Genomic DNA, 12,607 nt, shown 5'->3' on the forward strand with positions numbered 1-12,607 from the left:
CGCGCCGCGGGACGGGGCGATGCTGTCCTGCCCTGCCGCCCGCACCGGCGATTCCCCCCTGACCGCAGCGGCGCGCGGGGCATCAGGCCAGCGACGCCAGAAGCCGCACCGCCGCCGCCTCGGGCGTCAGGCTGCCTGCGGTGACGGCCTGCCCCAGATCCTCGAGCATCCCCCGCGCCGGATCGCGCCCCAGCGCGGCTAGCAGTCCCTGCCGCACTTCTTCCTCGAACCAGTGGCGGGCCTGCGCGGCGCGGCGGGCCTCCCAGTGACCGTTCTGCCGCCGCCACGCGGTCAGCGCCTGCATCTCGTCCCAGGCCACGGCCAGCCCTTCGGTCGCAAGGGCCGAGACGCACATCGCCTTGGGAAACCCCTCGGGGTCCTGCGGGCGGCGGCGCAAAAGGCGCAGCGCCCCCGCGTAATCGGCCATGGTCCGCAGCGCGGCGGGTTTCAGGTCGCCATCGGCCTTGTTCACGAGGATCAGGTCCGCCATCTCCATGATCCCGCGTTTCACGCCCTGCAATTCATCCCCGCCGGCGGGGGCGAGGAGGAGGAGGAAGATGTCGCAAAGCTCGGCCACCACGGTTTCGGACTGGCCCACGCCCACCGTCTCGATCAGGATGATGTCGAACCCCGCCGCCTCGCAGAGCGCCACCGCCTCGCGCGTGCGGCGGGCGACGCCGCCCATCTGCGCCTGCGAGGGCGAGGGGCGGATGAAGGCGCGGGGATCGCGCGAAAGCTGCTCCATCCGCGTCTTGTCGCCAAGGATCGACCCGCCGGAGCGGGCCGAGGAAGGGTCGACGGCAAGGACCGCCACGCGCAGGCCCCTGGCCGTCAGCATCAGGCCGAAGCTTTCGATGAAGGTGGATTTGCCCACCCCCGGCGTGCCCGACAGGCCAAGGCGCAGCGCCTGCCGCCCCCGCGCGGGGCTGCCATCGGCGCGCAGGCGTTCCAGCAGGTCCAGCGCCTGTGCGCGGTGGTCGGCGCGGCCGCTTTCCACCAGCGTGATCGCGCGGGCCAGCGCCCGCCTTTCGCCCGCCGCGACCCCTGCGGCCAGTGCCGCCACATCCGTTTCCCGTGCCGTCATGCCCGCCTCCGGTCGTCCTGCCCTATCTAGACCGACCCGCACGGGGGATGCCACCCGTCGGATGGGCAATATTGCCCATCCCAACCGCCCCCCCGATAAGGGAGGCATGACCGACTCGCCCTTCCCCGCCCGTCTGCCCATCGACGACGCCCTGCCCGCGCTGCGCGCCGCCATCGCCGCGCGGGGCATGGCGGTGTTGCAGGCCCCCCCCGGCGCGGGCAAGACGACGCGGGTGCCGCTGGACCTGCTGGCGGCGGGGCTGGTCGCGGGGCGCATCGTCATGCTGGAACCCCGCCGTCTGGCCGCGCGCGCAGCGGCCGAGCGGATGGCCGAGACGCTGGGCCAGCCCGTGGGGGAAACCGTCGGCTATCGCATCAGGGGCGAGGCGAAGGTCAGCCGCGCCACGCGGATCGAGGTGGTGACCGAAGGCATCCTGACCCGCATGATCCAGTCCGACCCGTCACTGGAGGGCGTGGGGGCGGTGATCTTCGACGAATTCCACGAACGCAGCCTGAATGCCGATCTGGGCCTTGCGCTGTGTCTGGAAATCCGCGGCGCGCTGCGCGAGGACCTGATCCTTCTGGCGATGTCGGCCACGCTGGCTGCCGCCCCCGTGGCGCGGCTGATGGGGGATGCGCCGCTGGTCACGTCCGAGGGGCGCGCCTTTCCGGTGGAAACCCGCTGGCTGCCGCGCCCGCCCGATGCGTCGCTGCGGTACGAGGCGGCGGTGGCGAACCTGATCCGGCAGGCGCTGGAGGAGACCACGGAAGGCGGCATCCTGTGCTTCCTGCCCGGCGAGGGAGAGATCCGGCGGGTGGAGGCGGCGCTGGGGTCGCTGCCTGCGGGGGGGGTGGTGCGGCCCCTCTTCGGCGCGATGGACTTCGCCGCCCAGCGCGCGGCGCTGGCCCCCGTGGCGGCAGGTCGCAAGATCGTGCTGGCGACGTCGATTGCCGAAACCTCGCTGACCATTCCCGATGTGCGGGTGGTGGTGGATGGCGGCCGCGCGCGGCGGGCGCGGTTCGATGCGCCGTCGGGCATGTCGCGTCTGGTGACCGAACGCGTGACGAAGGCCGAGGCGGAACAGCGGCGCGGCCGCGCGGGGCGGGTGGCAGCGGGGCTGTGCTACCGGCTGTGGACGAAGGGCGAGGAGGGCGGTCTGGCCCCCTTCCCCCCCGCCGAGATCGAGGCGGCGGACCTGACGCCCCTTGCGCTGGAACTGGCACTGTGGGGGTCGGCGGACCTGCCCTTCCTGACGCCACCGCATGCGGGCGTGCTGGCCGAGGCGCGGGCGCTCTTGGCCGATCTGGGCGCGCTGGATGCGGGGGGGCGGATCACCGATCACGGGCGCAGGCTGGCCGCCTTGCCCCTGCATCCGCGTCTGGGGCATATGCTGGCCGTGGCGGGGCCGGGGGCAGCAGCCCTTGCCGCGCTGCTGGCGGAACGCGACCCGCTGCGCGGGGAGCCTGCGGACCTGATCCAGCGGCAGAAGGCGGTGGACCGCCCCCCGCCGCAGGCGCACCGCCCGACCATCGAACGCATCCGCGACGAGGCGCGGCGTCTGGCCCGCGCCGTGACAAAGGGAGAGCGGGACGACCTGTCACCCGCGCAGATGGCGGCGCTGGCCTATCCCGACCGGATCGGGCTGCGCCGCAAGGGCGATGCGCCGCGCTGGGTGCTGTCGGGGGGCAAGGGGGCGGCGATGGCGGCGGGGCTGCCGCTGTCGGGCGCGCGGCTGATCGTGGCGACCGATCTGGACGGCGACCCGCGCGAGGCGCAGGTGCGGCAGGCGGTGGCGATCACCGAGGCCGAGGTTCGGGCGCTGTTTGCGGATCGCATCCGCTGGCAGGATGTCTGCGAATGGTCGCGGCGCGAGGGGCGGGTGCTGGCGCGGCGGCAGGAACGGCTGGGCGCGCTGGTGCTGGATGACCGCACATGGCCCGACGCGCCGGAGGAAGCCGTGGCGCGCGCCGCGCTGGACGGCATCCGTCAGATCGGCCTGCCGTGGAGCGCCTCCGCCCGCCGCTTCCGCGCGCGGGTGATGCTGGCGCGGGGGACAGGCGACGGCTTTCCCGACATGGGGGATGGCGCGCTGATGGAGGGGCTGGAGGACTGGCTTTTGCCGCATATGGGCCGCGCGCGGACCGAAGCGGAGTTGCGCGCGCTGGACGTGACCGAGGCGCTGCGCGCGATGCTGTCATGGGACCAGATGCAGGCGCTGGACCGCGTGGCACCTGCCCATTTCGAAACCCCGCTGGGCCGCCGCGTGCCCATCGATTACGAGGGCGAGGCCCCGTCCATCGAGGTGCGGTTGCAAGAGATGTTCGGGGTGACCGTCCATCCCGTGGTGGGGGCCGAGCGGCGGCCGCTGCGGATCGCGTTGCTGTCGCCCGGGCAGCGGCCGGTGCAGGTGACGATGGACCTGCCGCGATTCTGGGCGACCTCCTATACGGATGTCCGCAAGGACATGCGCGGGCAGTATCCGCGCCATCCATGGCCCGAAGACCCGACGCAGGCGGAACCCACGCTGCGCGCCAAACCGCGCGGAACCTGAGGGGGCAAGATTTTTCTGGCGAAAAATCTTCGCAACGATCCTTCTGGCGAAGGATCGCGGCGGGACGGTATTCGGACGCGCTGATCCGATCTTTCGCCAGAAAGATCGCGCCCACGAATTTCGCAGAAATTCGTGCCCCCTTGAAACGCGCCCCCCTTTCCAGTTTGCGGGCAAAGCCTTATGCATCTGTAACGTTTACGGAGCCCGTCTGATGACCGATCTTCGCGCCGCGCGCCGGGGCCGCTGGGCCGTGGCGGCGATGTTCCTTGCCAACGGCTTTACCATGGGCGCATGGGCGCCGCAGATTCCGCTCCTGCTGCCGCGCCATGACATCAGCGAATTCACGCTGGGGCTGCTGATCCTCGCGCTGGGGCTTGGCGCGGTGGGGGCGATGCTCTTCGCGGGGCGGCTGATCGCCCGCTTCGGGTCGCAGAAAGTGCTACGGGCCTTCGCGCTGTCCATCGTGCCGGTGCTGCCCGCCGTGGTCTTCTCGCCCTCGCTCTGGCTGCTCACACCCGCGATGATGCTGCTGGGCGCACTGATCGGCTGCATGGATGTGGCGATGAATGCCAGCGCGGTCGAGGTGGAGCGGCGGCTGGGGCGGGCGATCATGTCCTCCTCCCACGGGTTCTGGAGCCTCGGCGGTTTCTTCGGCGGGGCGCTGGGGGGATGGATCATCGCGCATTGGGGCGCCGGGGGGCAGGCGCTCTGGGCGGCCACCGTGGCGGCTGTGATGGTGATCGTGGCGATGCCCCATGTGATGGAGGACACGCCCGCCCCGCGCGCCGCGGGCGAGGCGGCACCCAAGACCGCGCTGGTCCCGCACGATCCGGCGATCTGGCTGCTGGGGGTGCTGGCGCTGTTTTCCATGGTGCCCGAGGGGGCGGTGCTGGACTGGGCCGCGCTCTACCTGCAGCAGGAGCTGGGGTCGGATGTGGCGCGGTCGGGGCTGGCCTTCGCCTTCTTTTCCGGCGCGATGGCGGTGATGCGCTTTGCGGGCGACGGGGTGCGGAACCGCTTTGGCGCGGTCAGGACGCTGCGCTGGTCGGGGGTGATCGCGGCGGCGGGGATGCTGGGGGGCGCGCTGGCGCCCACAGACCTGATCGCGGTGGCGTCTTTCGCGGTGTCGGGGCTGGGGGTGGCGAACATGGTGCCCATCATGTTCTCGGCCGCCGGAAACCATCCGGGTCTTGCGCCGGGGGCGGGGATCGCGGCGGTGACGATGTTCGGCTATTCCGGCATCCTCGTCGCGCCATCGACCATCGGCTTCGTGGCCGAACATGTGGGCTTCCGCTGGACCTATGGCGCGCTGGCGCTGGTGCTGCTGGTGGTGGCGGCGCTGGCGGGGCGGACGGCGGCGGCGGACGGGCTGCGTCCCTTGCGCGGCGGGACGGCGAAACCGGCGGAGTGAGGGGCGGGCAGAGGGGGCGGCGCGTCGGTCCCGTCCCCTGCCCTCAGCCGCCCATGTAATCACCCTTGCCGACCTCCACCCCGTTATGGCGCAGGATGTTGTAGGCCGTGGTGATGTGGAAATAGAACTGCGGCAGCGAGTAGTAGTTCAGGAAGGTCTCGCCGTTCAGCGCCACCTCCTCGCCCCTGATGCGCAGCTTGACCATGCGCGCGCCTGCCCCTTCGATCACCGCCGGATCGAAGCCCGCGATATAGGTGCGGACCGACCGGATGCGCGCCTGCAATTCGACAAATCCGGTTTCGGTGTCGACAAAGGTCTTGGGCTCCTCTCCCGCCAGACGGGCCGAGGCGCGGGCGGCGAAGTCGCAGGCAAGCTGCACCTGCCGGATCAGCGGGAACATGTCGGGGTAAAGGCGGAAACCCAGCAGCGCGTCGGGCTTGATGTTGCGCGCCGTGCAATGCGCCTCGGCCTTGGCCAACAGGGTCGACAGGTTGCCGAGGAAACGGTCATAGACGGTGACGGAACGGTGATACATGCAGGCAACCCCTTACCAAGGGCCGCAGGTTTGACAGGTTCGCACAGGGTGTCAACGGGGGGGCGGAGAAAGGCGGGCCGTGCAGAACCCGCCCGGCGGATCATGCGCGGCCCGTCGCATTGTCCGGGCGGTGGGCGCCTGCCCGTCAGACCCCCAGACACCAGCGCATGACGGCCTTCTGCGCGTGCAAGCGGTTCTCGGCCTCGTCGAAGATGACCGAATGGGGGCCGTCCATCACGGCGCTCGTCGCCTCGTCATTCCGGTGCGCGGGCAGGCAGTGCATGAACAGGCTGTCCGGCTTGGCGCGGGACATGAGCTGTTCGTTGACCTGATAGGGGCGCAACTGGTTGTGGCGGCGTTCCTTGGCGGATTCGGGGTCGTGCATCGACACCCATGTATCCGTCACCACAAGGTCAGCCCCTTCGACCGCCGTGAAGGGGTCGCGCTGGATCGTGACCTTCGACCCCTTCTCGCGGGCGAACTGGACGAAGCGATCCTCGGGGTCGAGCGTTTCGGGCCCTGTGAAGGTGAAGTCGAAACCGAACTGCCCCGCCGCATGCAGGAAGGACGCGCAGACGTTGTTGCCATCCCCGCACCAGACCACCTTGCGCCCCGCGATCGGGCCGCGATGTTCCTCGTAGGTCATCACATCGGCCATGATCTGGCAGGGATGGGTGCGGTTGGTCAGCCCGTTGATCACCGGCACGGTGGCGTGTTCGGCCATCTCCAGAAGCGTCGCCTCCTCGAAGGTGCGGATCATGATGAGGTCGACATAGCGCGACAACACGCGCGCGGTGTCGGCAATGGTTTCGCCATGGCCGAGCTGCATCTCCTTGCCCGACAGCACCATCGTCTCGCCGCCCATCTGGCGCACGCCCACGTCGAAAGAGACGCGCGTGCGGGTCGAGGGCTTTTCGAAGATCAGCGCGACCATGCGGCCCTTGAGCGGCTGGTCATCATCCGGCGCGCCGCGCGGGCGGCCGTTGCGGGCGGATTTCATGGCATGCGCGCTGTCGATCATGGCGCGCAGGTCGGCGGCGTCGGTCTTGTGGATATCAAGGAAGTGTTTCATGTCATTTCGCTTTGCTGGCGGAGCCGGGGGGCATTCTGCCCCCCGCACCCCCCTGAGAGTATTTTCACCAAGATGAAGAGGCGGGGTCGAATTCCATCACCAGCGCGGGCGCGCCCCCTTCGTTCGGGGCGATGCCGCGCGGGACGAAGCCCGCTCGTCGATAGGCGCGCACGGCGCGTTCGTTGTCGGGGTCGGGGTCCATGACCACAGCCGTCGCACCCTGCGCGACAAGGTCGGTGCAGCGCTGGCGCAGGTAGCGCGGCGCGTGGCCCTGACCGAGGAAGGCAGGATCGCCCAGGAAAGTGTCCACCGCCCGTGTGCCCGGCGGAAAGGCCGCGTAATGCGGCATGGGCCAGTGATGGGCGGGGTAATCCTGCACATAGGCGAAGGGCTGGCCGTCCAGCGCAACAAGGCGCATGTCGGTCGGGCCGGTCCCGAGATCCTCGTCGATCATGGCGATCTCCTCGTCGGGATCGCCCCACCAGGCGCGGACATGGGGCTGTGCCAGCCAACCCCGCATCAGCGGGTAATCCGCGCGGGTCAGGCGCGGGAAGGTGTAGCCCTCATGCGGCATCGGCCTTCACCCGGCTTGCGGTCCGGTCAAGCCGCGCCAGCGCCTCGGCGATGTCGGCGTCATCGATGTTCAGCGCGGGCAGCAGGCGCAGGACATTGTCCGCCGCCGGAACCGTCAGCAGGTGTTCGGCATAGGCGGCCTTGACCACATCGGTATTGGCGGCCTTGCATTTCAGGCCCAGCATCAGGCCCTGCCCGCGCACGCCCTCGAACACCTCGGGGTGGGTGGCGACCAGCCCCTCCAGCCCCTGCCGGAAGCGCGCGCCCTTCTGGCGGACGGCGTCGAGGAAGGCGTCATCGGCCACCATCTCCACCACCCGCGCCCCCACGGCGCAGCCCAGCGGGTTGCCGCCATAGGTCGACCCGTGCGTTCCCGCCGTCATCCCCGCAGCCGCGCCTTCGGTCGCCAGCACCGCACCAAGGGGGAAGCCCCCGCCGATGCCCTTGGCCACCATCATGATGTCGGGCGTGACACCCGCCCATTCATGCGCGAACAGCCGCCCCGTCCGGCCCATGCCGCATTGCACCTCGTCAAAGACCAGAAGCGCGCCCACGCTGTCGGCCAGATCGCGCAGCCCCTTCAGGCAGGCGTCGGGCAGGGTGCGGATGCCGCCCTCGCCCTGCACGGGTTCGATCATGATGGCGGCGGTGCGGTCCGTGACGGCGGCGCGGAGCGCGTCGTGGTCGCCGAATTTCAGATGGGTGAAGCCGGGCATCAGGGGGCCGAAGCCCTTGACCATCTTCTCCGACCCCGCCGCCGCGATGGCACCGGTCGACCGGCCGTGGAAGGCGCCCTCGAAGCAGATGATCTCCACCCGTTCCGGCTGGCCTTTTTCGGACCAGTATTTGCGGACCATCTTGATGGCCAGTTCCGCCGCCTCGGTCCCCGAATTGGTGAAAAAGACGGTGTCGGCGAAAGTGTTGGCGACCAGAAGGTCGGCCAGCCGTTCCTGTTCGGGGATGCGGTAGAGGTTCGAGACATGCCACAGCTTGCCCGCCTGTTCCGTCAGCGTGGCGACCAGCGCGGGGTGGGCATGGCCCAGCGCGTTGACCGCGATCCCCGCGCCAAGGTCGAGGTATCGCGTCCCGTCCTCGGCCGTCAGCCAGGAACCCTCGCCCTTGGTAAAGGCGATGGGGGCGCGGTTGTAGGTCGGCAGGACATGGGGGATCATGGGCATGGGTCCTTGGGATGCGAAGCCCTAGCCGTAAAGGCGGCAGGCGGGGGGAGTCAACGAGGGAAGGGGCGACCCGCGCGCGCAGGTCATGGCAGAGCTGCCGGCGGTCAGCGTCGGCGTCGGGGCAGCGCGAAGAGGGCGGTGCGGGTGCTCATGCCCCGTGACATATCGCGAAAGCGGGGCGGGGGCAAGCGGAGAGGGCGCGGCGGATCGGGCCCGGCCCTGCCCTTCCCCGCTTGAACTTCGCGCCCCCCGCTTGTATCCCGCACCGTCCCGTCTAGAATGGCGGCGAGAAATCCACCGAAGGGGTTGCCATGTCCTGGACCGACGAGCGCGTCGAGACGCTCAAGCGCATGTGGGCCGAAGGCCAGAGCGCCAGCCAGATCGCCAAGGAACTTGGCGGTGTGACGCGCAATGCCGTCATCGGCAAGGTGCACCGTCTGGGCCTGTCCAACCGCGTGGCCGGCGGGCGCGAGGACGAGGACGAGGCAAGCCCCGCCCCGACCGCCGCCGCAGCCGCCGCCCCGCGCGCCGAGCCGAAGCCGGAACCCGCCGCCCGCGCCGAACCCGCCGCTGCGCGCCCCGCGCCGGAACGCCCCGCGCCCGCCGCCGCAGCCGCGCCGTCGAACGTCACGCCCCTGCCCATCCGCAAGGCCATCGTGCCCGCAGGCCAGCCCCTGCCGCCGCAGCCTTCCGCCAACGAGATCAGCCCCGAGGCGCTGGCCTCGGTGCGCGAGGTGGAGAAGCGCGCGAGGAAGCTCACGCTGATGGAACTGACGGAACGGACCTGCAAATGGCCGATCGGCGATCCCGCAACGGATGATTTCTGGTTCTGCGGCCTGCCCTCGCTGCCCGGCAAACCCTATTGCGAGGCGCATGTGGGCGTGGCCTTCCAGCCGATGAGCGCACGGCGCGACCGCCGCCGCTGACCGCCCGCGCGGAAGGAATTTCTGCGAAATTCCTTGCCCACATCTTTCTGGCGAAAGATGTCCAGCCCCCCGTGCCGTCCTGTGGTGCCGATCCTTCGCCAGAAGGATCGCGCCGAAGGATTTTCGCCAGAAAATCCTTCGCCCTCAGTTCCCGCCGCCACCCAGCAGGTCCAGCAGCAGATCCCCCGCCTCCTGCCCCAGCTCCTCCTGCAACTTGCGCCTGGCGGCATCCTCAAGCGACTCGCCTTCCTGCTGGTCCAGCTCCTCGGCCGCCTTGGCCTTCAGCCCGTCCTCCAGCGCCGCCGCCTCGTCGGCCAGATTTTCCTGCGCCAGCGCCTCCAGATCCAGCGCGAAGTTCGGCGCGGCCCATGATCCGGTGATCCAGAGCGGCACGGAAATCCCGCCCGTGCCATCGGCCCCGCGCAGGGCGGTCGGGCGGATGCGGTATTCCAGATCGCGCGCGCCAAGGCCGATGCGCCCCGCGCCCTCGGCGCTGACCACCGGTCCCGCCATCAGCAGGTCGCGGTTGAACAGGTCGCCCCCGTCCATGTCGAAACTGGCCGAGAGGCTGTCGAAGACCGTCCGCTGCCCCTCGCCCACATAGCCGGTGTCGAGCGTGCGGATCATCCCCGCGATATCCAGCCCCTCGATCGCGCCCGCGCCAAGGTTCAGCACCCCTGATCCCGACAGGCTGCGCATGATCGCATCGACCGAATTGCCCGAGCCGAGGAAGTCGAGCGTCAGGTCGCCCGATCCCACCAGCCGCCCGTAACCGGTCAGGTCGGTCAGCATCGGTTGCAGGCTGATCTCGCGGAAGGCCAGATTGCCGCCCACCGACAGGCCCTTGCGCGCGTTCAGCACGAAGTCGCCCGTCACCGTGCCGCCATAGGCCCCCGCGCGGTCCAGCGTCACCACCGCGCGGGCGCGGTCCACCGTCACCCGCCCCGCCACGGGGCCCATCGTCACCGGACCCAGCGCCAGCGAGGCCGCGCGCAGGCCCAGATCGGCATCCAGCGCCCCCAGACCCGACAGGTCGATCGGCCGGTCCGACCAGCCCGCCGTCGCCACCGCCCCGCCGCCTTCGCCCGCGCCGCTGCCCCCCGCCACGTTGCGCGCCACGGCCAGATCGCCGGTTTCCAGCCGCGCCACAAGCTTCGGCCGCGCCTCGCCCTGCGTCAGGTCCAGATCGCCCGTCACCGCCGTGCCATCCAGCACGATCCGCCCGCCCCGCAGATGGGCCGACCCTTCCGCGGTCAGCGTCAGCGCCCCCGCCACCTGCACGCTCTCCGCGCCGAACCCCTGCGGCAGCGCGGGCCGCTCCAACCCCAGAAGCGCCGAGACGGCGGCCAGATCGGCAAGGTCCGCGTCCAGCGTGCCTTCGGCCACCAGCGGCATGAACCCCGCCCGCCCGTCAAAATCCACCTGCGCCTTGCCCGCCCGCGCCGACAGGGTGACAGGGGACACGCCCCCCTCATAGGCCGTGCGGAAGGCGCCAAGGGTCAGGTCGGCGGCAATTTCCCCGCCCCCCGTCTCGGCGGTCAGCGACATCTCCAGCGGGCCGTCATAGCTGGCCAGCCGCATCTCCAGATCGACGCCGGTCAGCATGACCGTGCGCCCCGTGGCATGGTCGATATAACCGATGCTGCCGTCGCGGATCACGCCCTGATCCAGCGTGAAGGGCGTATCCGCCCCCGCCATGTCCGCTGTGGCCGTCCCGCCCTGATCGCCGCCAAAGACCCAGTTGCCGGTCCCCTCCTCGGCCTTCTCGATCAGGATTTCGGGGCGGGTCAGTTCCAGCCCCGTGATCCGCACCGCCCCCCCGAACAGCGCCTGCGCGTCGATCCGGATCGCCAGCGCATCGGCGGTCAGCATCGCGCCCTCGTCGGACCAGTCGGCGTTCGAGATGGTGATGCGCCCCGTCTCGACCCCCAGCACGGGCCAGAGCGTGGGCTTCACCGCGCCCTCGATCACCAGCTTGCGCCCCGTGACCTTCTCGAACTGGCCCACGGCCAGCGCGGCCACGCGATCCGACGGGATCAGCACCAGCGCCGCCATCCCCAGCAGCGCCAGCACCACCAGCCCCCCCACGACACGGAACAACCAGCGCATCACATCCCCCCGCCCGCCATCGCGCCAAGGTTACGCCCGCGCCCCCCGCGCCCGCAAGGCGGGCCGCAGCCGATAGGCGGGTCAGTTCACCGAAACGGGTTTCGACCGGAAGCGCGCGACCGTCTCGCGCTCGGCCCTTTTGCAGACCATGGGGGGCAGGCCACGGTCGACCAGCGCCAGATCCTCCAGCACCATCTCGCCCATCCGCCGGAAAGCCACGTCCAGCGCCCCCGCCCGATGCGCCGACAGAAGGAAGCCGGGGATGGAGCGGACGGGATGGTCGGGCGCCAGCGGCTCCTGCGGGAAGACGTCCGAAGCGGCAAGGATATGGCCCGACCTGACCGCCTCCATCAGCGCGGGGAAGTCCACCACATCGGCGCGCGACAACAGCAGGAAGATCGCCCCCCGCCGCATCGCCGCGAATTCCGCCGCGCCAAGGAAGCCGCGATTTTCCGACGTGACGGCGGCGGTGCAGAAAACCACGTCCGACCGCGCCATCACCTGATCCAGCGTCGCGGGTTCCGCGCCCGCCTCGCGGATGCGCGACGCAGGCAGCCACGGGTCATAGACCCGCAGGCGCGGCGCAAACCCCGCCAGCACCCGCGCGCAGGCCCGCCCCAGATCGCCAAAGCCCAGTATCCCCACCTCGGCCCCCGTCAGCAGCCGCGCGGTGGCGTTCCCCTCGCCCCCCCACAGCTCGCGCCCCGCGCGGAAATCGGCATCCGCGCCATGGATGTTTCGCAACAGCGACAGCGCGAAGCCCAGCCCGATCTCGGCCACCGGCTGGGCAAAGACCGCGCCCGTGGTGACGACATGGATGCCGCGGCGGAACACCTCGTCATAGGGCATGTTGTTCAGCAGGTTCGATTCCACGTTGAAGATGCAGCGCAGCGACGACAGCCGCCCCAGCGTCGCCATATCCAGCGGCGGCTGGCCGATGATGTGGCGCGCCTCTGCCAGCACCGCGTCGGGCAGCGCGGGCAGGTCCCCGTCCGTCGTCTCGACGATGCGGTAGCGGGCGCGCAACTCCTCCAGACGGTCGGGCGCAAAGATCAGCGGCAGCGTGCGCGGCAGCGGGCAGGACAGGATCAGCGGGCGGTCGTCGGGCATGGGACACTCCATCAGGCTTGCGCCGGACGCTATGCCGCCCCCGCCCCGCAGGCAAGGC

The 12,607-nt window shown here is 70.6% G+C and carries 10 protein-coding genes; 3 read left to right on the forward strand and 7 right to left on the reverse strand.

All coding sequences use genetic code 11. The features are described 5' to 3' along the window. Positions 1-82 precede the first annotated feature (82 nt). Complete coding sequence (gene meaB, locus GU927_RS06260; protein ID WP_161761500.1) at positions 83-1,084, reverse strand: methylmalonyl Co-A mutase-associated GTPase MeaB; 1,002 nt, start codon at positions 1,082-1,084, stop codon at positions 83-85. A 106-nt stretch (positions 1,085-1,190) separates the two neighbouring features. On the opposite strand from meaB, the gene hrpB reads away from it, so the two are divergent. Both hrpB and GU927_RS06270 read left to right on the forward strand, forming a co-directional pair. Continuing rightward, positions 1,191-3,635 (forward strand): ATP-dependent helicase HrpB, encoded by a 2,445-nt coding sequence (gene hrpB / locus GU927_RS06265; RefSeq protein ID WP_161761501.1) that lies wholly within the window; start codon positions 1,191-1,193, stop codon positions 3,633-3,635. Positions 3,636-3,846: 211 nt separating this feature from the next. Next, the gene (locus GU927_RS06270) at positions 3,847-5,046 is read left to right on the forward strand and encodes an MFS transporter (protein WP_161761502.1); all 1,200 of its coding nucleotides are present in this window, start codon (positions 3,847-3,849) and stop codon (positions 5,044-5,046) included. A 43-nt stretch (positions 5,047-5,089) separates the two neighbouring features. Here GU927_RS06270 and GU927_RS06275 read toward each other — a convergent pair whose 3' ends face one another. From GU927_RS06275 to GU927_RS06290, 4 genes are all read right to left on the reverse strand, one after another. Then, on the reverse strand, positions 5,090-5,581 hold the full coding sequence (locus tag GU927_RS06275; protein WP_161761503.1) for a DUF1993 domain-containing protein: 492 nt from the start codon (positions 5,579-5,581) through the stop codon (positions 5,090-5,092). 145 nt (positions 5,582-5,726) lie between these two features. Further along, a complete protein-coding gene (argF, locus tag GU927_RS06280; protein ID WP_161761504.1) occupies positions 5,727-6,653 on the reverse strand; it encodes an ornithine carbamoyltransferase in 927 nt (308 codons plus the stop codon). 64 nt (positions 6,654-6,717) lie between these two features. Then, the gene (locus tag GU927_RS06285) at positions 6,718-7,227 is read right to left on the reverse strand and encodes a GNAT family N-acetyltransferase (RefSeq protein WP_161761505.1); all 510 of its coding nucleotides are present in this window, start codon (positions 7,225-7,227) and stop codon (positions 6,718-6,720) included. Continuing rightward, complete coding sequence (locus GU927_RS06290; RefSeq protein WP_161761506.1) at positions 7,217-8,398, reverse strand: aspartate aminotransferase family protein; 1,182 nt, start codon at positions 8,396-8,398, stop codon at positions 7,217-7,219. Before GU927_RS06290 ends, GU927_RS06285 begins: the two co-directional genes overlap by 11 nt. 317 nt (positions 8,399-8,715) lie before the next feature. On the opposite strand from GU927_RS06290, the gene GU927_RS06295 reads away from it, so the two are divergent. Then, positions 8,716-9,330 carry a GcrA family cell cycle regulator gene (locus GU927_RS06295; protein ID WP_161761507.1) on the forward strand — a complete coding sequence of 205 codons (615 nt, stop codon included), beginning with the start codon at positions 8,716-8,718 and terminating at the stop codon, positions 9,328-9,330. Positions 9,331-9,474: 144 nt separating this feature from the next. Here the strand turns inward: GU927_RS06295 and GU927_RS06300 are convergent, their stop codons facing one another. Further along, on the reverse strand, positions 9,475-11,439 hold the full coding sequence (locus GU927_RS06300) for an AsmA family protein (protein WP_161761508.1): 1,965 nt from the start codon (positions 11,437-11,439) through the stop codon (positions 9,475-9,477). Positions 11,440-11,520: 81 nt separating this feature from the next. Beyond that, positions 11,521-12,549: a hydroxyacid dehydrogenase gene (locus GU927_RS06305; RefSeq protein ID WP_161761509.1), complete on the reverse strand. Its 1,029-nt coding sequence runs from the start codon at positions 12,547-12,549 to the stop codon at positions 11,521-11,523. Between the last annotated feature and the right edge of the window lie 58 nt (positions 12,550-12,607).

The sequence above is a fragment of the Paragemmobacter amnigenus genome, assembly GCF_009908265.2.
Classification (GTDB): domain Bacteria; phylum Pseudomonadota; class Alphaproteobacteria; order Rhodobacterales; family Rhodobacteraceae; genus Paragemmobacter; species Paragemmobacter amnigenus.